General features: G+C 64.3%; 20 protein-coding genes and 1 pseudogene. 10 read left to right on the forward strand and 11 right to left on the reverse strand.

Going from position 1 to position 20,872, the window contains the following annotated elements; translation table 11 throughout:
- Both MTR65_RS15630 and MTR65_RS15635 read right to left on the reverse strand, forming a co-directional pair.
- The coding region (locus MTR65_RS15630) for an FAD-dependent oxidoreductase (protein ID WP_243801916.1) at positions 1-132 on the reverse strand (132 nt) is incomplete at its 3' end.
- A 161-nt stretch (positions 133-293) separates the two neighbouring features.
- Positions 294-1,373 (reverse strand): aromatic ring-hydroxylating oxygenase subunit alpha, encoded by a 1,080-nt coding sequence (locus MTR65_RS15635; RefSeq protein WP_243801805.1) that lies wholly within the window; start codon positions 1,371-1,373, stop codon positions 294-296.
- A gap of 105 nt (positions 1,374-1,478) precedes the next feature.
- Between MTR65_RS15635 and MTR65_RS15640 the strand changes: the two genes are divergently transcribed.
- Entirely contained in the window at positions 1,479-2,426 is a 948-nt protein-coding gene (locus MTR65_RS15640; RefSeq protein ID WP_243801807.1) for a LysR family transcriptional regulator, read from the forward strand.
- Between the two features lie 103 nt (positions 2,427-2,529).
- On the opposite strand, the gene MTR65_RS15645 is transcribed toward MTR65_RS15640, so the two are convergent.
- The 3 genes and pseudogenes from MTR65_RS15645 to MTR65_RS20310 all read right to left on the reverse strand — a co-directional run.
- Positions 2,530-3,287, reverse strand: a protein-coding gene (locus MTR65_RS15645; RefSeq protein WP_243801810.1) for an IS5 family transposase whose coding sequence is annotated in 2 segments (ribosomal slippage) — positions 2,530-2,954 and positions 2,954-3,287 — 759 coding nt in all. Because the reading frame shifts where the segments join, the coding sequence is not laid out codon by codon here.
- 75 nt (positions 3,288-3,362) lie between these two features.
- On the reverse strand, positions 3,363-3,674 hold the full coding sequence (locus MTR65_RS15650; protein ID WP_243801812.1) for an Lrp/AsnC family transcriptional regulator: 312 nt from the start codon (positions 3,672-3,674) through the stop codon (positions 3,363-3,365).
- Positions 3,675-3,692: 18 nt separating this feature from the next.
- Positions 3,693-3,836: pseudogene (locus tag MTR65_RS20310) on the reverse strand (Lrp/AsnC family transcriptional regulator); the annotation flags it as partial.
- A gap of 173 nt (positions 3,837-4,009) precedes the next feature.
- Between MTR65_RS20310 and MTR65_RS15655 the strand changes: the two are divergent.
- The 6 genes from MTR65_RS15655 to MTR65_RS15680 all read left to right on the forward strand — a co-directional run bounded on the left by MTR65_RS15655 (position 4,010) and on the right by MTR65_RS15680 (position 12,411).
- Positions 4,010-5,212 (forward strand): aromatic amino acid transaminase, encoded by a 1,203-nt coding sequence (locus MTR65_RS15655; RefSeq protein WP_243801815.1) that lies wholly within the window; start codon positions 4,010-4,012, stop codon positions 5,210-5,212.
- The gene (locus MTR65_RS15660; RefSeq protein WP_243801817.1) at positions 5,209-6,207 is read left to right on the forward strand and encodes a ketopantoate reductase family protein; all 999 of its coding nucleotides are present in this window, start codon (positions 5,209-5,211) and stop codon (positions 6,205-6,207) included. The genes MTR65_RS15655 and MTR65_RS15660 overlap by 4 nt, the downstream gene beginning before the upstream one ends.
- Positions 6,204-6,974, forward strand: a complete 771-nt coding sequence (locus MTR65_RS15665) for a class II aldolase/adducin family protein (protein ID WP_243801819.1) — start codon at positions 6,204-6,206, stop codon at positions 6,972-6,974. Before MTR65_RS15660 ends, MTR65_RS15665 begins: the two co-directional genes overlap by 4 nt.
- Before the next feature lie 383 nt (positions 6,975-7,357).
- Positions 7,358-9,637, forward strand: coding sequence for a TonB-dependent receptor (locus tag MTR65_RS15670; RefSeq protein ID WP_243801822.1), 2,280 nt, complete (start codon positions 7,358-7,360; stop codon positions 9,635-9,637).
- Positions 9,638-9,758: 121 nt separating this feature from the next.
- Positions 9,759-11,054 (forward strand): LLM class flavin-dependent oxidoreductase, encoded by a 1,296-nt coding sequence (locus tag MTR65_RS15675; RefSeq protein WP_243801824.1) that lies wholly within the window; start codon positions 9,759-9,761, stop codon positions 11,052-11,054.
- Between the two features lie 88 nt (positions 11,055-11,142).
- The gene (locus MTR65_RS15680) at positions 11,143-12,411 is read left to right on the forward strand and encodes an MFS transporter (RefSeq protein WP_243801826.1); all 1,269 of its coding nucleotides are present in this window, start codon (positions 11,143-11,145) and stop codon (positions 12,409-12,411) included.
- A 166-nt stretch (positions 12,412-12,577) separates the two neighbouring features.
- Here the strand turns inward: MTR65_RS15680 and MTR65_RS15685 are convergent, their stop codons facing one another.
- From MTR65_RS15685 to MTR65_RS15700, 4 genes are all read right to left on the reverse strand, one after another.
- The gene (locus MTR65_RS15685) at positions 12,578-13,075 is read right to left on the reverse strand and encodes a flavin reductase family protein (RefSeq protein WP_243801828.1); all 498 of its coding nucleotides are present in this window, start codon (positions 13,073-13,075) and stop codon (positions 12,578-12,580) included.
- Positions 13,076-13,079: 4 nt separating this feature from the next.
- The gene (locus MTR65_RS15690) at positions 13,080-13,844 is read right to left on the reverse strand and encodes an SDR family NAD(P)-dependent oxidoreductase (protein WP_243801830.1); all 765 of its coding nucleotides are present in this window, start codon (positions 13,842-13,844) and stop codon (positions 13,080-13,082) included.
- Between the two features lie 169 nt (positions 13,845-14,013).
- Complete coding sequence (locus tag MTR65_RS15695; protein ID WP_243801832.1) at positions 14,014-14,376, reverse strand: hypothetical protein; 363 nt, start codon at positions 14,374-14,376, stop codon at positions 14,014-14,016.
- Between the two features lie 21 nt (positions 14,377-14,397).
- Complete coding sequence (locus MTR65_RS15700) at positions 14,398-15,579, reverse strand: acyl-CoA dehydrogenase family protein (RefSeq protein ID WP_243801834.1); 1,182 nt, start codon at positions 15,577-15,579, stop codon at positions 14,398-14,400.
- Positions 15,580-15,934: 355 nt separating this feature from the next.
- Between MTR65_RS15700 and MTR65_RS15705 the strand changes: the two genes are divergently transcribed.
- Positions 15,935-16,366: a MarR family winged helix-turn-helix transcriptional regulator gene (locus MTR65_RS15705; protein WP_243801836.1), complete on the forward strand. Its 432-nt coding sequence runs from the start codon at positions 15,935-15,937 to the stop codon at positions 16,364-16,366.
- A gap of 194 nt (positions 16,367-16,560) precedes the next feature.
- Positions 16,561-17,679, forward strand: coding sequence for a zinc-binding dehydrogenase (locus MTR65_RS15710; RefSeq protein ID WP_243801838.1), 1,119 nt, complete (start codon positions 16,561-16,563; stop codon positions 17,677-17,679).
- A gap of 35 nt (positions 17,680-17,714) precedes the next feature.
- Here MTR65_RS15710 and MTR65_RS15715 read toward each other — a convergent pair whose 3' ends face one another.
- On the reverse strand, positions 17,715-18,965 hold the full coding sequence (locus tag MTR65_RS15715) for a tyrosine-type recombinase/integrase (protein WP_243801840.1): 1,251 nt from the start codon (positions 18,963-18,965) through the stop codon (positions 17,715-17,717).
- Positions 18,966-19,113: 148 nt separating this feature from the next.
- On the opposite strand from MTR65_RS15715, the gene MTR65_RS15720 reads away from it, so the two are divergent.
- The gene (locus tag MTR65_RS15720; protein ID WP_243801843.1) at positions 19,114-20,301 is read left to right on the forward strand and encodes a hypothetical protein; all 1,188 of its coding nucleotides are present in this window, start codon (positions 19,114-19,116) and stop codon (positions 20,299-20,301) included.
- Here MTR65_RS15720 and MTR65_RS15725 read toward each other — a convergent pair.
- Positions 20,280-20,597 (reverse strand): WGR domain-containing protein, encoded by a 318-nt coding sequence (locus tag MTR65_RS15725; RefSeq protein ID WP_243801845.1) that lies wholly within the window; start codon positions 20,595-20,597, stop codon positions 20,280-20,282. The two genes, MTR65_RS15720 and MTR65_RS15725, sit on opposite strands and share 22 nt — an antisense overlap.
- Positions 20,598-20,872: the final 275 nt, after the last annotated feature.

A 20,872-nucleotide genomic window follows, 5' to 3' on the forward strand; every position in this document is an offset into this window, starting at 1 on the left:
ACGCTCGTAGGGGTACTCCGGCTCGCGCCCGATCACCGTGATCGAGCCTTCAAAACCGCTCTGGCGCAGGGCCAGCACACATTGGGCGCCGCCGTGTCCGGCGCCCACGATGACGACATCTGAGGGGGGCATTTTATCTCCTGGCCGTTCGTCGGCCGGATGTGGAATGGCAAATCGGGATAGGCACCGCTCAGATCAGACGGAAGGAATTGCGCCGCCCGGGCGTCTCCCCCGACTTGCGGGTAAGGCACCGGAGCGGCAAGCATTTGATCTTGAAGCGTTTGCTGCCGTGTTCAGGCTGGTTCGGTGTCGCGCTGCGGGGAGACCTTTCGGTACATTTCCTGTTCCTTCAGCAACCGGGTGATGAACTGGCGTGTGTGGCGTCCGCCCACGTCGCTGGCGATGTCGATGAGCGGTGCGTTACCGAATTGCTCCATGCGGACTTGCTGCGATTCGAGTACGTCCTGATCTTCCTGGAAGGTGCGCGCGGTCTGTGCGAAGACTTCCTCGACCATGCCGTCTTCGGTCCGATTGGTGGCCATCGACCAGAAATAGTGCGTGGTCGTCTCCGTTTCCGGTGTGATGCCGTGAAAACCGCACATCGAAAAGCGATTGGCGCCATGCACGCCGTATTCACCGTTAGTGTAGGCCCCGGTGCCTTCTTCGCAGGCGCCCGTGTGAATCCGGATGATGACCGGTTCGAACACGATTTCCTGCCAGCGGTCGACTAGGCCGGTGAACCCCGCTGCATCCACGTACGTAGGAGGTGGCTGCGAGCCTGGCATCTCGCGGGTTACGCGCACCGCGTTGTCCAGCTTCTGCGAATTGGTCTTGGCGCGAAAATGCAGGTCCGGATTGCCACCAATGGTCTTGGCGTGGATGTATGGCAGGTGCGAGAGGTCCATCAGGTTGTCGACCAGAAGCTGCCAGTTGCCCTTGACGGGGTAGTGCGCGCTGCGCCAGCCAAAGGCCGGATCCTCATGGATCGGGTAGTCCGGGATGAGGCCCTCGTCGGCGTCCTCGGGCTCGCCCATCCAGATCCACAAGAGGGCCTGTCGCTCGACCAGAGGGTAGTGGCGCACGCGCGCGGTGTCGGGCACGCGATCCTGCGCCGGGATACGAGTGCAACGCCCTTCACCGTTGAATTCAAGGCCGTGATAGGGGCAGCGCAGGATCTCGCCATCCACATCACCCGCTGAAAGTTGCATGGCGCGATGGATGCAGCGGTCTTGCAGGGCATGGACTGCGCCTGTTTCGGAACGCCAGAGCACGACCGGCTCATTCAAATAAGTGCGTGCAAGGGTCTCGCCCGGGGCGAGGTCGGTGCCCCAGCCAGCGACATACCACTGGGCCTTGAGGAAGGCATCTCCCATTCGGATTTCTCCTTTTCTATCTTCTCCTCTTCGTAAGCCATCGGGCTGTGATTGGCTGTACCTATTATCGTTATACAGGTTATCCAGATATGGTATGATCTTGCCATGGATCTGCGCCGCTTTGACCTCAACCTTCTCGTCGTTCTGGACGCTCTTCTTGAGGAGCGCGGAGTCAGCGCCGCCGCGCGACGTCTGGGGGTCAGCCAGCCAAACGTCAGCTTTGCGCTTTCCAAGCTGCGGGCGCAGTTGGACGATGCGCTGCTCATCCGCGACGGCAACCGGATGAAGCCGACGGTTCTGGCGCAGGAGTTGCGCGCGCCTCTGCGCCGGATCCTGGACGCGGTTCGGCACGAGGTGTTGAGCGAGCGCGGTTTCGATCCCCTGCAGGCCAAAAGGCGCTTCGTGATTTCCATGTCGGATATCGGCGAACTCGTCTTCCTGCCCTCGCTGATGGAAGACCTGCGGCGCATTGCGCCGGGGGTGTCCCTGGATTCGCGATCGCTCTCACCCGGTGACCTGGAGCACGCGATGGCGCGGGGCGAGATTGACCTGGCGCTGGGGTACTTCCCGGACCTCAAAGGGAGCAACTTCCTCACCCGGAAACTGTTTGAACACCCTTTCATCTGCATCGCGGCGGCCAATAACGAGCAGGCCCATGCGGACTGGACGCTCGAGCAGTTCCTGCGCATGGGGCATATCGTGGTTGCACAGCATGGCCGCAGTCAGGAACTGTTCGAGGAGCGTCTGCGTGCGCTTGGCCTATCGCGGGACGTCTATTTGCAATCGCCGCATTTCATGAGCGTGCCGTTGCTCGTCGCCCAATCGGACCTGATAAGCACGGTGCCCGAGGCCGTTGGCGCCATCTTCGCCACAATGGCGCCCCTGCGGCTGATCGAGCCACCTTTGATCTTGCCGCGTATCGAGCTCAAGCAGTTCTGGCATCGCCGTGCGCACGATGATCCGGGACTGCGTTGGCTTCGCGATGTCGTGACCCGCCTGTTCCAGAATCGCGATCCGTCGCCGCCCATCGATGTCGTTGCGAACGCACGCTGAAAGTCAGACCGCGATCACGCGCTCGCCGGTATCACCCAAGTTGCACTTGCAGGGGCAAGGAGGCCAACGCGTGAAGTGTATTGTTAGGCTCAGGACTCGTTGATCAAAGCCAGAAGAGGACGGTGGCTGCGAGAGCGAGGGCTGAGAAGAATACGGTCGGGCAGCGGTCGTAGCGGGTTGCCACGCGGCGCCAATCCTTCAGTCGCCCGAACATGATCTCGATGCGATTGCGGCGCTTGTATCGGCGCTTGTCGTATTTGACGGGCATCGAGCGGGATTTCCGGCCAGGAATGCAAGGTTTGATACCCTTTTGCTCAAGCGCGTCCCGGAACCATTCGGCATCGTAGCCCCGGTCGGCCAGCATCCACTGTGCCTTTGGCAAGTCATCGAGCAAAGCCGCTGCGCCGGTGTAATCGCTGATCTGGCCCGCCGTAATGAAGAAGCTCAAAGGCCGTCCGTTGGCATCGGTGACGGCGTGGAGCTTGGTATTCATGCCGCCTTTGGTCCGTCCGATCAGGCGTCCGAGATCCCCTTTTTTACCCCAAGGCTGGAAGCCGTGCGGTGCGCCTTGAGATAGGTCGCATTGATCATGACGGTCTGGGGTTCGGCCCTCTGGGCGGACAGGCCTTCCATCATCCGGCTGAACACGCCCATCTCGCCCCACCGCTTCCAGCGATTGTACAAGGTCTTGTGAGGCCCGTACTCCCTGGGGGCATCACGCCAACGCAAGCCGTTCCGATTGACGAAGATGATGCCGCTCAGAACGCGCCGATCATCGACACGCGGCTTTCCGTGGCTCTTAGGAAAATACGGCGAAAGACGCGCCATCTGCTCGTCCGTCAGCCAATACAGGTCGCTCATCCTCAGTCTCCTCGCAGAGCCTGAATCACATCACGGCATGCTAATCAATGGGTCCTGAGCCTAACAGCATATCTGTCAGAGATATTCGAGGGGGAGCTGGGTCGTGCTCTTCATCTGCTTCATGACAACATACGTCGTAACGCTCTGAGTGAGGTCATCGACCAGGAGCTTGTCCGAGATGAACTCGGAATAGTGTTCCAGATCGCGCGTCCAGATACGCAGAATGAAGTCCATGTCTCCGGTCGTATAGTCGCACGAGACTACCTCGGGCAGGGACATGATCCGCTCACGAAAGGCCTTGTCGGCCTCACGGCTCTGCACGCGCAGGCGCACATTCACGAACGCGGAAATGCCCAGATTGAGCTTTTCGGGGGCGAGTAGGGCCACTGTGTGCGCGATGTAGCCTTCCTCGCGCAATTTCTGGAGGCGGCGCGAACATTGCGAGGGGGACAGGTTGACCCGATGGCTCAGCTCAGCCGGCCCGAGGCTCCCATCTTCCTGAATTACAGACAAAATCGTCCGATCAAACTTGTCTAATGACACGGCCATGACATTCTCCTTGGGAAGTGCCCGAACCCGGCACTGGCGACGCACGCGTCGCGCAAGTTTTCAGCCGATCCGGCGCGTTGAGTGTATGCAGGACGCAAAATGACGCAACAATGCACGTACAACGCACGATTTTTTTCATAATCTTTCCTCTAGCGAAATATCGGACCAAACCCATGTCGACTTTTCTCATGCAGCCCTGCCCCGACGACCCGATCCTCTCGTTGATCGGCATGTTTCGCGACGACCCGCGCAGCACCAAGATCGACCTTTCCGTAGGTGTCTTTCGCAATGAGGAAGGCCAGACCCCGGTTCTGCACGCCGTCAAGCAGGCCGAGTCCCATTTGGTCGCAACGCAGCCGACCAAGACCTACCTGGGGCCCGTCGGCAACACCGCCTTCACGGCGGCCGTCGCGCGCATGGCCTTTGGCGAAGCGCGCGCGCAGCGCCTCAGCGGCCTGCAGACCCCCGGGGGCACCGGCGCCTTGCGCGTGGCGGCGGACCTGCTTGCCCGCAACGCCAATACGGGCCGCATCTGGATTGGCCTGCCGACCTGGTCAAACCACATTCCCGTTTTTGAAGCCGCAGGCCTTGAGATCCTCACGTACGGGGCCATCGACATCGCGGCCCAGCGTTTCGATCTGGATGCCCTGCAGGCCGCTCTCGCCGCCGCGCGGCCCGGCGATGCCGTCCTCCTGCAAGGCTGCTGCCACAACCCGACCGGCATCGATCCCGACAGCGCGCAGTGGGCCGCGATTGCCGCGCTGCTGGAAGAAAAGGGGCTGCTTCCCCTTATCGATCTTGCCTATCAGGGGCTTGGCCGTGGCATCTCGGAAGATGGCGAAGCGGCCGGGCGGGTGCTCGATACCGTGCCCGATGCGCTTGTTGCCTATTCGTGCAACAAGAACTTCGGTCTCTACCGCGAACGCGTCGGCGCGCTGTTCATCCAGGCCGAGAACGCTGCCGCGCGCCAGGCCGCGGCCAGCAACGCGGCCGATCTCGTACGCGCCAACTACTCGATGCCGCCCGATCACGGCGCGGCGGTGGTGGCGTGCATCCTGGGCGATGCGCAGCTAACCCAGGACTGGAAGGCCGAACTGGAGGCCATGCGCACGCGCCTAGCGACCATCCGCAACGCTCTTGCCGAAGCGTGCTCCACCCACGGGCTCGCACTGGAGGCGATCGCCCGGCAGCGCGGCATGTTCTCCCGACTGGCCCTTGCGCCGAGCGCGATCAGTGCATTGCGCGAGGAACACGCCATCTACATGGCGCCCGACGGGCGCATCAACCTGGCCGGCCTCGCCATGGCCGATGTCGCGCGTCTCGCAGCCGCATTGGCCCGCGAATGCGCCCCTCCACCGGAACCCATGATGTCATGACCATTCCCAATGAACAGCCCTTGCGTATTGCCATTCTCGGCGCTGGCGCCGTGGGCTCGCTTGTGGCGGCCCGCCTGATACAGGCGGGTCACACCCCCACCCTCGTTGCACGCGGCGCCCGGCTACGGGCGCTGCAAACGCAAGGGCTGTACCTGCGCGACGCCGCGCAGCCCGTCCAGACCCTGCCCGTGAGCGCCACAAGCGCGCACGAAGCCGGCCCGCACGACATCGTCTTCCTGGCTCTGAAGGCCCACGCCATCGCACCGGCCCTTCCCGACATCGCTCGCCTCCTCATGCCCGAGACACGGGTGATCCCGCTCATCAACGGGATCCCCTGGTGGTACTTCCAACCCGACGAGACCCGCGCGGTCGCCACTGTCGATCCCGATGGTGCGCTGGCCCGCGCCTTCGACCCGAGCCGCCTCATTGGCGCGGTTCTGTTCCTGACCGCCTCTCTCGACGAAGATGGCGCGGTCGTGGCACGCGGGCCCGAGCGCATCGTGATGGGGAGCATCGGGCGGGGCTCTGCGGAGGACGACGACAGCCTTTTGGCCCCGCTGCGCCAGATCTTTGCGGACACCGCCATCGGCGTCCGCTTCGTCCGCGAGATCCGGCGGGACCTCTGGAGCAAGGTCGCGCTCAACCTCGCCACCAATCCCCTATCCGTCGTCGCCCAGGCGACCCTGGCCGAACAGTTCAACGACCCCGCGCTTGCGCCCACCGTAGCGGCCGTGCTGGAAGAGACCGTCCAACTCGCACGCACGCTGGGTGTCGAGCCGCGCACCGACCTCGAAGGAATGCTGGCTATCGGTCATCAGGCAGGCGCGTTCCGCACGTCAATGGCGCAGGACTTCGCCCGCGGATCTCCACTCGAACTGGGCGCGATCGCCCGTTCCGTGCTCGACCTTGCCGATACGCAAGACGTCGCCATGCCAACGGCCCGCACCATTACCGACATCTGCACCTTTCTCGAGATCAGGAGGAATGCCGCATGACGCCCTCGGCGCAAAGTGAACGCGAACTTCGAAGCCAACTGGCCGACTTCTACCACCTGGTCCGGCATCTGGGCTGGGACGAGCTGGTCTTCAACCATATCTCCGCACGCCTGCCCGGCGCGGAGGAACGCTATCTCGTCAACCCCTTCGGCCTGCTCTATGACGAGATCACACCCGACAATCTGATCACGGTGAGTGTCGAGGGCGAACTCGTCGGCGAATCGGAATATCGCGCCAACCCGGCCGGCTTTGCGCTTCACGGCGTCATCCACGCCAACCGCCCGGACGTGCGCTGCGTGGCGCACACCCACAGCATCGCGCTCTCCGCGGTCGCGATGAAGGCGGCCGGGATCGACCATGACAATTTCTACGGCGCACAGCTGTCCGGCCGCGTCGCCTATCACGATTTCGAGGGAATCACTCTTTACGCCGATGAACGCGAACGCATGCTCGCGAGCATTGGTGACAAGGACGTGCTGATCTTGCGCAACCATGGCGTGGCGGTGTGCGGGCGCGACATTCCTTCAACCTTCGCGCTGCTGTGGATCGTCCAGCGTGCCGCGGAAGTGCAGCTGGCCGCAGGCAGCATGGCCGGTCCGAACCAGAGCCTGCCCGATGCCGTGCGCCAGCGCTGCGCGGCCGATGCCCACAAGATCACCAGCTCGTCCAATGCCTTTGGCGAGCTCCTGTTCAACTCCGCTGTACGCCAGATGAAACTCGACAAGGGGATGGTGCGGAACGAGGCGCTGGCCGCCGTACCGGCCTGACATGTTCCCGCGCGCGCTGGTCATACAGGCAGCCCTGCCAGAGACCGACCCGAGCGCGCGCCCTTCGCTGGTACAGGCTTCACGTGCCAGCTCGTGCCTTCACGTTCGTCCGGAGAGGGGCGAAATCCCGGTGATGTGCCGCATGCGAGCCGGAACGGTTCGCGCCATCGGGGCACCAACATACGTTCGAGCCAATTGACCTCGAACCGGCTGAATACAGCCTAACACGCTATTGGCGAGTGCGTTCTCCACGCACCCTATTTCTGCGCCTTCTGTATACAATTCAACTGTTCGCATTCGCAGCACAAAGTATTGTAATTTTCAGTTGAAAATGATCCTATTCGACGTACCATCGTCGCCACCACAAACAAAACGGGGGGAAAATGACATATTCTTTCAAGAGGGTAACGCCGTCACTCGCGCTTCTCCTTGCCTCTACGGCAGTCGTCGGATGGAGCCCAGAAGTTCTCGCGCAAGAGAGTGCCGCTGCGGACAGTTCGCATACGATTATCGTAACTGCGCTCAAGCGTGACACCACGCTCCAGGAAACCCCGATCGCGATTTCGGCGATCGGCGGTGACGACCTGGCCGAGGCGCGCATCCAGACCATCGCGGACATGGCCGCGACCGTACCGGGCCTCAACTTCGTGAACGCAGGCCCGGGCCAGAGCCGTGTTGTGCTGCGCGGCATCCAGGCTGCGGGCGAGCCGACCGTGGGCGTCTACTATGACGAAACCCCCGTAACAGGCCCGGCCGGCATGCAGAGCGACGCCGGCGCAACCACGCCCGAACTGCGCATGTTTGACGTCGAGCGCGTCGAGGTCCTGCGCGGCCCGCAAGGGACGCTCTACGGTTCGGGGTCGATGGGCGGCACTCTGCGCGTGATCTACCAGAAGCCAAAATTCGAGACCGAGGCCGCCGGACAGGGCAGCCTGTCCTCGACCCGGTACGCTGGCGGCCTCAACTGGGAAGCCAACGGGATGGTCAATACCGTCCTGGTGCCCGACAAGATCGCGGTCCGCGCGGTGGGCTTCTATTCCCGGTCCGGAGGCTGGATCGACGCCTATAACCTGGGCATCGACAACATCAACGAGACCCGCTCCTACGGTGGACGCATCATGCTGCGTGCCAAGCCGACCGAGGATTTCACGCTGGACCTTGCCGCCTACATCAACCGCCTCGAGACCGATATGCCCTGGTGGACCGGCCCGGGCAAGTACCAGGCGGACTTCTATGCGCGCACGCCCTTCACGGACAAGAGCGAGATCTACAACGCTACAGGCGTCTATGATTTCGGCGACGTTTCGCTGACGGGCGCGGTCTCCTATGCCCGCCAGCGCCAGCGCATGGCGCAGGACGCAACCCCCTTCATGATGTCTGAACGCACCGAGATGGGCTGTGCGATCCGCTACAATCCCGACGCCTCGCCCTGCAGCCCGGACGTGCTCGACGGGTACTACGCGATCATGGACGACCTGATCCCGTCGACCAGTGAATCCGTGCAGCGTATGAAGACCTGGACGGCCGAGCTGCGTCTTGGCTCCACCGGGACTGGCCCGCTCAACTGGACCGCGGGCGTGTTCTTCTCGGACCGCAAGTCCGATGTCGATGCCCTGGGCATCCGCCGCGAGGCCGCGACGGGTGAGCCGCGCGAAGGTGCCGACCTATTCTACGCGCGCTATGTGCAGGATGGCCTGCGTCAGTACGCGGCCTTCGGCGAGGTCTCCTACGATGTCACCGACCGTCTGACCGCGACCGTAGGCGGGCGCGTCTTTCGCTATGAGAAGGACGTGGGCGGGCGCATCGCGATCGGCAGCATCGCGCTGTTCGTGGCGCCGACCGAGCAGGCCGACTTCTCCTCGAATGAGAACGGCACGGTGTTCAAGGGCAACCTGGCCTACAAGATCACCGACGACGTCTTGGTCTACGGCGAGATTTCCGAAGGCTTCCGACCCGGCGGCGTCAACCAGGTCATCGGGCTCCCCGACGAGCTGGCCCCCTACAGCTCGGACAAGCTCACCAACTACGAACTGGGCCTGAAAGCCACCACGCTTGGCGGCGCGCTGGACTTCAGCGTCGATGTCTTCCAGATCGACTGGAACGACATGCAGGTCACCGGGGTAACCCCGAGCGGCACCTACAACTTCATTACCAACGCAGGTGCCGCCCGCATCCGCGGATTTGAAGGCGAGGCCAGCCTGCGCCCCGTTCCCGGGCTCACCCTTTCGGGCAACGTCACCGTGCTCGATCCCAAGCTGACCGAGGACCAGGCCAATGGCAGTGTCGTGGCCCAGGGTCGCGACGGAGACCGCATCCCCTTCGTTGCCAAATTCACCGCGGGACTTTCAGCCTCCTATGAGTGGGCCATCGGCGACGCCCTCGCAGCCTCGGCCCGGATCGATGGACGTCACGTGGGCTCGTCCTATTCCGAGTTCGTCCCGGATTCGGTGTTCGCCCGCCAGATCCCCAGCTACGAACTGGTCAACGCGCGGCTCGGCCTGAAGAGCGAGGATGACAGCTGGTCGGCCGCGCTGTTCGTCACCAACCTGTTCGACGACACCGCGATCTCGCGTGCCTTCACCAGCGGGTTCGACGTAGGCCGGACGCTCTACAGCTCGGCGCAGCCGCGCACCTTCGGCGTCTCGCTCGGCTTCCACTACTGATCGCGCGCGGCCGCAGGATATGCGTTTCCTGCGGCCGCCACGCGGACACCCTGCGCGCAGCCTCGCCTAATCGCGCAAGGCTGCGCCATTCTTGCACAGCGCTCGCACCCATGGAGTTTACATGACCCGCAAGATGCACCTTGTCGGCATTCTCGCCACCAGCCCGACAATCCACCACAGCGGCGCCTGGCGCCATCCCGCCTCGCAGAACCGCATCACCGACCCCAATTGGTGGGCGGACCTGGCGCGCGAGTACGAAAGCGCCTGTTACGATGGGGTGTTCTTCGGCGATTCGCCGATCATAGACACTTCGGAGCGGACCGCCCGGGGCGGACAGGCCGCCTACCTGGACCCCTCACCGCTTGCGATGGTCATGGCAGGCGCCACCAAGCACCTGGGGATCGGCATCACCATCTCGACCAGCCTCATTCCCCCTTACGCGATTGCCCGCTCGCTGCAGACGATGAACGTGCTGACCGGCGGGCGTATTGCTTGGAACATCGTCACCTCGACCGGCAAGAAGGAAGCCGAGTGCTTCGGCATGGACGACCTGCTGCCGCGCAATGAGCGCTACGACATGGCCGACGAGGTGGTCGAGGCCTGCTGCAAGCTGTGGGACAGCTTTGGCGAAGGCGCTCTCCTCGCCGACAAGGAAAGCGGCATTTACGTCGATACCGACAAGCTGACCGACTTCGACTACACCGGCAAGTACGTGCGCACGAAGGGGCCGCTGCCCGTGCCGCCAAGCGCACAGGGACGCCCTGTACTGATGCAGGCGGGCGCCTCGGAGCGCGGGCGCAATTTTGCCGCGCGCTGGGCTGAGATGATCTTCACCCTGCAGAACGACCTGCCCGAGATGCAGGCCTTCTACGCCGACGTGAAGGGGCGCATAACCAAGGAGGGACGTGACCCGGCCGATTGCGCGATCCTGGCTGCGGTCGATCCCATCGTGGGCGAGACCAAAGCGATCGCTCTTGAAAAGCAGCGCTATGTCAACAACCTGGTCGATGACGACATGGCTATTGCCCATGCTTCAAGGCACCTAGGTGTCGATCTCAATCAGTTCCCAATGGACAAGCCGCTCGAGGATCTGGACATTGAGAACGGTACAGTCGGTTCGTTCGAGGTCATGCGGAATGCCAGCAAGTCCAAGGGACTGACCCTGATCGAGCTGTGCCGCAGCTTTTCGATCAGCGAATCCTGCCCGCAGCTGGCTGGAACGCCCGAGCAGGTCGCCGATGCCATGTGCGAGATGTTCGAGAAGAAGGGTTGCGACGGCTTCATCATCTCGCCCGCCGCGATGCCCGGCTCGATCGAGGAATTCAACCGCATGGTCGTTCCCATCCTCCAGGAGCGCGGGCTGTTCCGGACCGCCTATGAAGGCACGACCCTGCGCGCCTCGCTCAAGGCGAGCTGAACCCGGCAGCACCTGCCAATTTTCCGGCCGCGGTGCGTCCATTTTCGCACCGCGGCCGCTTCGCACTCCGGCATGAAGGCCCCTCACCATGCACGCACCTGTTCCCGAACCGGCGCGCACGCGCCGCTCCGACCTGCCCTACCGGCTGCTCCTGCTCGGACTGCTCTCGGCGGTCTACATGCTCAACTACACCGACCGCATGGTGCTGCCCCTGCTCATGCCCGAGATGAACCGCGAACTGGGTTTCTCCGACAGCCAGATCGGGCAGATCACGGGAAGCCTGTTTCCAATCGTCTACAGCGTGATGTCGATCGTTTTTGCCATCCTTGCCGACCGAGTAGACCGTATCCGCCTGCTCGCCTTCACCACGATCCTGTTCTCGCTCACGACCGCGGCATGCGGACTGGTTGAGGGCTTCTGGACACTCATGCTGGTGCGCGTGGGTGTGGGCGCGGGGGAAGCAGGTTCGGCGCCGCCCTCGCTTTCGCTGATCGCCGACCACTTCGAGGGTCCTTCACGCCAGATTGCCAATTTCGTCTACGTCAGCGCGCTGGTGGTGGGCATGCTCTTTGCCTACGGCGGCGTGGGCGCGGTCAGCGTCTGGTATGGCTGGCGCATGGGCTTCTACGCGGCGGGTGCGGTCGGCGTGGTGATCGGGCTGTGCGTGCTGGTCTTCCTGCGCGACAACCGCAAGAGCGCGCCTCTCCTCAGCGATCTTCCGCGTCGCTCGGGCCGTTTCCGCGACCTCGCCCGCAACGGGCCCTTCCTCTGGGCCGTGCTTGTTGCCGCCTTCAGCACCATGCTGTCGATGGCCCCCTCTCAGTGGCTTCCTTTGTACCTTTCGCGCTCTCTCGAAATGAGCCAGAGCGATATCTCGCTGTTGCTGGGTACCTATTTCACGCTTTTCAGCTTTGTCGGACTCGTCCTCGGCGCCTGGCTCGCCTCGCGCCTGCGTCGTATGTCCGTGGGCATGCCGCAGCTGGCGGGCGTGCTGATGGTCGTGGTCATGACTTTGGGCTATCTCGCCACCTTCACCGTCCACGACATCACCGTGGCCCGCGTCTCACTCGCCCTGGTCAGCCTTGTCTCCCTGCTCGCCTACGGCTCCCTTCTCGCCTACGTTCAGGACGTGACCGAGCCGGAGAACCACAGCAAGGCGAGCGGGATCATGTTCGTGGCCATGGCCCTAGGGTTCTCCATGGGCACGATGGCCACCGGCTTCCTCAGTGACCTTCTGAAGCCGACTTACGGCGCGGATGCACTGGGGGCGGCCGTCCTCCCCGTTGTCGTCGTTGCCGGTCTGATCGCGGGCGGCGCGTACTACATGATGTACCATACGACCCGGCACCGTCACTGACGCGAGGCCGAGCTGGGCCGGTCCAAGGCCGGCCCGGACCGATCCGCTCTTCCTTGAAGGCGATCTGCGCATCCATGAAAAGGGCCTCGGATCCGTGCGATCCGAGGCCCTTTTCGCAATCCTCCTGCTCCCGGCGCCCCTCCACCAGCCACAGGACGAGGCTACATCAGGCGGCGGCTCCCGCGACCGGCAGCGCATGGTAGCGCCGGGCGAAATAGGCCAGACCGTCCGCTTCCGAACCCAGCGCGAGATGCTCCACAGTGCCGAAAAAGACGCTGTGCGTACCCACCTCGGCGACGCTCTCGACCGAGCAGCCCAGCACCGCCAGGGCCTCGCCCAGTCCCGGCAGGCCGCCCATGTCGATCCACGGACCGCACCCTTCGAAGCGTTGATCCATGGTCAGGGCACTGTCCGAAAATCTGCGCGAGTGCCCTTCCTGCGCCGCGGCAAGCACGTTGACGGCAAAGCGGCCATTGGCCTTTAGGTACCGGTGCATCCGCGCCGAACGGTTGATGCACACCAGCAGCGAGGCGGGCTCGTCGCTCACGCTGCACACCGCCGATGCGGTCATCCCGAAACGGCCCTCGGGACCATCGGTCGTAATGATGTTCACCGCAGCCCCGAGGCGCGACATGGCGGTGCGAAAGTCCTGCATCTCAATCATGGAATTACCTCATCAACAGGCCGCCGTTGATGTCCCAGACGGCACCATTGGCAAACGCGGCCTCTGCAGAGGCCAGATGGACGGCGGTCTCGGCCACGAAATCGGGCGAGCCGAGATGGCGTACGGGAATGCCTTCAACGATCCCGGCAAGCTTGTCGGCTGGCACCAGCGCGCGCACGGACGGAAGGTCCAGGGGGCCCGGCGCAATCGCGTTCACGGTGATACCAAAGGGCGCCAGATCCCGCGCAAAGACCTTGGTCAGCGTGATGATACCGCCCTTGGAGGCGGCATAGTGCGCGCCCGTCGCCGTGCCCCCGTTCTGCCCCGCCAGCGAAGCGATATTGACGATGCGGCCGACCCCGCGCTCCTTGAAATAGCGTCCGAAGACCTGACAGCCCACGAAGGTGCCGCGAAGGTTCACCGAGACAACCTGGTCGAACTCGTCGGGCGCGATCTCCAACACCGGGCGCACGATGGTGACGACCGCGTTGTTGACCAGCGCATCGACACCGCCCCAGCGCGCGACAAGCGCATCGCGGGCCGCCTCGAAGGCGGTTTGCTCGCGCACGTCGAGGGCCAGGCCGATGGCGCTCTCTCCTGTGGGATCAAGCGCACGCGCCGCAGCGCAGGCCCCCTCCTCGTCAATGTCGGAGAGACCCACGTTGTAGCCCGCGCGGTGGAAGGCCCCGGCAATCGCAGCGCCCAGGCCCTGTGAGGCGCCGGTCACGAGGACCGTGCGCGAACGGGAGGAAGAGACAGTCGTGTTCAAAGCAAGCACCTGATAGTGTGTTGGAAATCGCCGAGTTCGCGCCCGGCCCCTCGACGCACGTGTGAACGCCCATGTGCCGCACAGGCGCGAAGGAGCCGTGACGGCACAGCGCAGCGCGTCCCGGGCCAGGCCCAGGGCCCGACCGGAGACGCGCGCTACTCCGTCCCGATCATTCGGGGATGACCAGTTCCCGACCAATGCGCGCTTCGACCCGGATGTACTTCCACAGGCGGTATTCCCCCACTTCGACAGTGCGGAAGAAATTGCAGGCGGCCTTCACGGTGTCGCGGTCGGGCGCTTCGGCCAGAATGTAGAAGGTCCAGGGCCAACCATTGGGGGAGGTACCGACCATCGTCTCGTCATCGTCGAGCGTGCCGAGCACCTTGACGCCGGGCAGATCGCGGATGCCGGTCAGCATCTCGGAGACGCCGGCCCAGACCTTGCCGATTTCGGCGGCGGGAAGGTCGAAGAAGTTCTGCAGAACCGCGGCGCAGAAGAGGACGCGCACGGGCTTGGGGGCTTGGTCTGTCATGAAAGGTATCCTTGTCTGAAATCAGGGAAAGCCGGGGCCGACATCGCGACCCAGGAAAACGCCCCCGGCCTTTTGCCAGGTGCCTTCGGAGAGAAATGCGTGCTGGGAGACGACCAGGGCATCCTGGACGTATCCCGACAATGGGTGGTCATTGTAGATACCGGTGGTTCCGGTCATCTGGATGGCGAGACGGGTCACCTCCGCGCCCGTTTTCGCGGCATGCGAACAGGCGAGGCGCAGAAGGTTGGCCTGCTGGGTGGAGACCGGGTCGCCTGCGCAAATGGTGGTCCAAGCGTCCTGCGTCACCTCGTAGAAGAACGCACGGGCCGAACGCAGCGCGGCTTCGCCCTTGGCAAGGTCGCTCTGCACGTAGGCGCGATCGGCCAGAGTGGGCGCGCCGGTGATGGAGCCGCGCGTCCCGGCCATCTCGGTGACGGTATCGAGCGCGGCCCGGGCCACACCCAGCCCCACGACCGCAAGCACTTGCGCGGCAAAGGCCATCGAGGGGTAGCGATAGAGCGGCGAATCGAGCGTTGGCGCGCCACCTCGCACGAAGGTCCAATCCTCCGGCACGACCACGTCCTCGACCACGATGTCGTGGCTGCCGGTACCGCGCAGCCCGATTACATCCCAGTTCGGCTCGATGCGTGCGGCCGAGGCCGGCATCACCGCCATGCGCGGCAAGCCGCCATCGTCCGCGCCGGTCACCTTGACCCCGACCCCGATCAGGTCCGCGCCGGTCGAGCCGCTGCCAAACTGCCAGCGTCCGCGCACCTTGATACCGCCGTCCACGCGCTCGGCAGGCTGCGGCGGGAAAAGAGCTCCTGCGAAGATCACGTCGGGACTGTCGGCGTAGAGCCGGTCCAGGGTCTCCTTTCCAAGCGAGGAAAGATACATGCACGAGACCCCGAAGCTGGCCACCCATCCGACCGATCCATCCCCGATGGACAGGCGCTCGATCGCACGCAGGAACTGCTCGGGCGAACACTCGTCTCCGCCATAGGCCCGCGCAACAAGCGCGCGGTAGATGCCCAGTTCGCGCAGCGTTTCAACGACGTCCGCGGGCAAATGGCCGAGCTCATCGAACTCACGGCGTCGTGCTTTGAGGGATGCCAGAAAGCTGTCGGGTATCACCTGCTCTGCAGGCAGACGTCCCACGCCCGCAGGCGGCGCGCCGGTGTCTTTGGCTGTGACCATATCCATCGCGTAATCCTTAAGCCGGGTCAGTGTTGAGAACGACCGTGCGCCTTGGCGCGCAGGGTCTCATAGCCACCGGGGTGTGCCACGAATTGTGCCGCGAAGAAGCCTTCCCTGGTACGCACGCAGCGCCGTGCTGCGCTCTCCTTGGCGCGTGGTCGATCCCGAAAGGCGTTGGCTTCGCGTTCATCACCACGCAATTGGTGTAATTTTTGCGTGAAATGTCAACTAATTTCTCAAGCAATTGTGTATTCCGCCAAAGAGCGTATGAAGCGCATATATCTCCGACCCTTCAGGTTCGGGTGCAAACGGGAGACATCACCAGGTGAATGCAGACGAGGCAGTCCAGAACGGAGCTGACGTGACCAGCTTTCGTATGGAGCAATGGCCCTTCTATTGGATGACGCAGTTCACCGGGAGCTATCTGCGGCGTATCGAACTTGGCCTGAAAGGTATTGGCCTGGACATTCCACGCTGGCGCGTGCTCATGTCGCTGCGCGGTCGAGAGGCTCTCAGCGTGAGCGAAATCGCCGATCACGCTATCGTCAAACTCCCCACGATGACCAAGATCATTCAGCGTATGCAGGCAGAGAATTTGGTCATTGCAGAGCAGAGCCCGACCGATGGTCGCGTGACCGAGGTACGCCTGACGAGCCAGGGGCACGAGGCTGGAGAGAAGGCCTGGGCGGTGGCAAACCGGATTTACCGACGGGCATTCGAAGAGGTCACCGAAACCGAGATCGCGGACCTCAATGTCCTGCTACGGAAGATTACCGCAAACTTGGCCGACTAGTCCCTTCAAGGGACCTCAATGCTCAATTACCGGAGCAAACCATTCGTGCTTCTCGGCTCAATGGGCCACGTCACCATGGTTGCGATGTATGGCGCCTCTACCCCCGAATTTGCCTGGCGAAGGCAGCCATCGCGCAACGCTAGCCGTCCAGGTTCGTTCAGAGACCTTGAAGAGCTTTCAAGGGAAGTACGGACATGACGCTGACAGGCCGCGAGATGCGCACACATATTGACGAAGAGGGAACGCTGACGCTTTCGTTGCAGAGCGTCACGCCCGGTGAACCCGGCGATGACGAAGTCATCGTGCGCGTCGAAGCCGCGCCCATCAATCCCAGCGATCTTGGTCTCCTCCTCGGCCCCGCCGATGTGGCGTCGCTGGAAAGCGTGGATGACGAGACCCTGCGGTTTCAGGTGCCGCAAGAGCGTCTGGCCAGCGTACGCGGCCGGCTCGGACAGTCGCTGTCCATCGGGAACGAGGGGGCCGGAACCGTGATCGCGGCCGGGCGCAATGCCAAGGCCCTGGAGGGCAAGACCGTCGGCATGATCGGCGGAGGCATGTACGCCGACTATCGCCGTATCGCGGCACGCGATGTCGCGGTGCTGCCGGAGGGGACGACTGCCGCCGAAGGTGCCGCGATGTTCGTGAACCCGCTGACGGCTCTCGGGTTCGTCGAGACGGCGCGCATGGAGGGCCACAGTGCCATCGTCCACACCGCCGCGGCGTCCAACCTGGGCCAGATGCTGCAGAAGATCTGCCTCGCCGACGGCATTGCGCTCGTCAACGTGGTCCGCTCTGCGGAGCAGGCGCAGATCCTGCGGGACATCGGCGCGCGCCACGTCGTCAACAGCCGGGACGCGGACTTCACCGCGCAGCTTACCGCGGCCATCCACGAAACCGGGGCGACAATCGCATTCGATGCGATCGGCGGCGGCACCCTGGGCAGTGAGATCCTTCACGCGATGGAACGCGCCGCCTCGGAGAATGCGCCCAGCTACAGCCGCTACGGCTCGGATACCTTCAAGCAGCTCTACATCTATGGCGGTCTCGATCCGGCGCCGATCACGCTGAACCGCGCGGGCTTCGGATTTCAGTGGTCTGCCGGCGGTTGGCTGCTCTTCCCGTTCCTGCAGAAAGCCGGGAAGGAGACCGTGACGTGCATGCGCCAGCGTGTCGCGGCCGAACTCACGACGACCTTTGCGAGCCGGTATACCCAGGTCATTGGCCTTGCCGAGGCGCTGCAGGCGGACGTGTTGCGACGTTACGAACGCAAGGCGACCGGAGAGAAGTACCTGATCGACCCCCGGCTCGGCTGAGCGCAGCACGCGTGGGCGAGCGAACGGCGCAGGGGTTAGCCGAGCTTCGCCATGAGGCGCCCGGCCGCGCCCTGCTCGGCAGCCAGATTGCGGTTGTAGGCAAGCGGCATGCGCGGGCTCTTCCAGCGCAAGGCATCCATGATGCCGGCCAGGTCCTCGCCGCTCGCGAACAGGTCCTGGTTGAGCCCGACCCGGGTCGAGTGCGCGGAGATTCCCGTGAGCAGGCGGTCCAGATCGTCGCGGGTAAGGTCGGGCAGCGCCCCTGCCTCGAAGGCGCGCGTGACCATCGCGCGCCAGATCGGGCCGATCGAGCCGGGATGGAGCGCCTTTTCGCCAACGGTGTATTCGGTGCGGGCCGCAACCGCCGGCTTGCCCCTAAGCTTGGCGAGGTCCCAGGCCTCGCGCCCAGAGATCGTCGCGATCCGGCGCGGCTTTACCGCCGCGCGCGCCTTGTAGCGGCGCACCTGGACCCGGCGGAACAGCGGTCCCTGCGCGATGCCTGCCGCCTCCTGCCAGGCGTGGATAGCGCGCACCGAACGCGGCGAGAGATAGGCCGTGGCCCCCTCCCCGTCCGCATCGCCCTTGCTGCGCGAGATCGCGAGAAGCCGGGCCTCGGGATCGAGCGCTTCGAGGATATGGGCGAGCTCGATGGCCACAAGCTCACTGGCGCGCAGTCCTGTGTCGTAAGCGACCGAGAGCAGCGCGCGGTCGCGCAGCCCGGTGAGATCCTCGCCTGAAGCCTCGAGCAGCGCGCGCACGTTAAGCCCGCGCGCAGTGTCGCGCGCCACATCCTTGACCGGCCCCTTGAAGCGCAGCGGACGCGCCTGCGTCTGGGCCGAGCCCACCGCGCGCCGGTGCGCGGCGAGCGTCAGTTTGACCAGCTCCGCCTTTGTCGGATCGGGCAAGCCCAGCAACTGGTGGATCTTGGCGAGCGAGGCCTTGTAGCGGCTGAGCGAAGCGGGCCTGGCGCCCTCCCCGGCCCGCGCCTCCAGATAGGCCGCGACCTGCGACGAGGTGGCGGGAAGCGCGGCCAGCCCCTGGCGCCGGCACCACAGGTCGAAGGCCTCGAGGTCGGATTTCAGAGCACGGATCGAATGGGGCGAGGACGCGGCCTCGTAGGCGGCAAGAAGCGCGGCATCGAGCACGACACGGGCCTCAGCCTTCATCTTGACCACGGCCCAGCCCAGCCCTTCGAGCGGACGCGCCCGACGCACGGAGACGAGGCCGCCTGCCGGATCGCTTCGACCGTCCGGCCCCGCGCCTGCGTTATCCCCGTTTTGCGCCATTTCGACCGCCTCCTTCGCTGCGCCTTTCCTAGCCTCTCTTATATGGAGACGTCAAATCCGGTTATGTGATAACTGCAATTATCATATGTTGGCTATTCAACCCTCCGGGCAGTTGTGCAGTGAAAACCCAATAGCTACACATGAAGCCATGGAGGCTTTCGATCCCTGGTCCTGCGACGACGCCCCCGACCCGCGCGAACTCGCGCACGCCGAAGCGCGGGCCGCGTATGCCTTGGGCAAACTCGATGGACGGCTCACCAGCCTTGGCGAGACCGAAGAACGGCTGTTTTGCGCCGATCTGGTGCGCCGCACGCTGCTTGGTGCGCTGACGCAGGCGGGCTATCTCGATGCCCCGGAGCGCTTCGCGGACTGGTTGGCCGGGCTCGCGCGTGGGCCTGAGCACGTCGCCGAGGCGCCCTCCTCGGCGCTGGGTATTGTCCGCGCCCTCCTCTGCGAAATGGCGCTCCACCCGTGGGAGCCGCTCGCCAGAACCGCGCAGACGCTCCAGCGCTGCGCACGCTTTGTCACAGACGAAGTTCCTCTGTCTCTCGAGGAGCAAGCGCGCGAGATGGAGGCGACGACAGGCGCGCTCATGCGGGCGCGCCAGCTTGTTGAGGGCCTGCCCCCGCCTCAAGACGCGCCCCTCCCCTTCGAGGCGCTTGCCGCGCTGTGCAGCGCCGCCGCAAGCGACCCGGCCTTTGCGCCCATCGAGCCTGAAATACGCAGCTACGATACCGGCGAGGTCTGGGTGGCCCTTGCCGGGCTACGTCCGATCACCCCGCTCTGGGCATTGGACTATGCGCTGGGGCACCACCTGTCGCGCGGCCGAACCCTCGCCCGTGCCCTACCCATGCCCGGCGTCGTCACCACCGAACGGCTGCTGACACAGAACGCCTCGGTTCAGCTGCAATTGACTGGCGCTGTCGAGGCGGCGGCCCGCGCTCACTTGCGCGCACTCGATACGGCGCGCAGCCGAGCCGCGCTCCTCACGCAGCGGCTCGCGGGGCTGCGGCGCACTTCGCGCGCGGGCGAGGCCTGGATCCTGCTCGTGGGCTTTGCTCCGCTCGGGCTCGACCCGTTGATGGACGCGGTCGGGGTCAGCCGACGGGGGACCTATGCACTTCGAGATGCCTTGAGAGAAATCGGGTTGGCCGAGGCTCGGCAAAGCCACGGCAAAGTTCTGCTGGTGGCGAGCGAGGATGCGAGGCCGTCCAATATCCGTGCCCCGGCCGCCTCGAACGCGCTCGGCCCCGCGGTCGATGCGCTTGACCAGGCCATGGCCGACATCGATCGCCTGCTCGCGCGCACTGAAGATCAGGAGGCGACAGGCACGTAGGCCACACCGATCCGGCGCGGCGCGCGCATCCGCCGTTGCAAGAGCGCGCGCACCGCCTTGCGGGCCTCGGATCGCGCGGCGAAGGAAAGCTGCTTGCCCTGCCCGGCCGTCCCGATCCGCCCCCAGCTCCAGGTCAGCGTGGTCCAACCAAACAGGTCCTGGCCCACCTCCACCCGCCAGTGGCGCGCCAGTCCGCGTGTCGGGTCGCGGGCTTCCAGCGCGAGGCACCCGCCTTGCGGGGCGAGCAATTGGTTGAGGGCCGTCTCGATGTTCATGGGATCGAGTTTCGTGCGCACGAATCCCTCAGTCCAACACAAATTCTGAATCACAGACGGCCCCGGTGATTCACTGCGGCGATTACCGGAAGCGATAGGCACGGCCGCCATGATAGCAACGCACGCCAGCGACACCGTTTACCGCACGACACGAATCAGAAGATGCTGCTTTCCAGCGCTTCTCCTCTCCAAATTGCAGTCCAAATGCGCGTCTGAAACCCCAACGCACCGCAAACCGCCGCAAATTCAATGCAAATTGCGCGCTTTCGGGGGACAGAACCTAGACTGAACGAAAT

The sequence above is a fragment of the Novosphingobium mangrovi genome (genome assembly GCF_022818885.1).
Taxonomy (GTDB): domain Bacteria; phylum Pseudomonadota; class Alphaproteobacteria; order Sphingomonadales; family Sphingomonadaceae; genus Novosphingobium; species Novosphingobium mangrovi.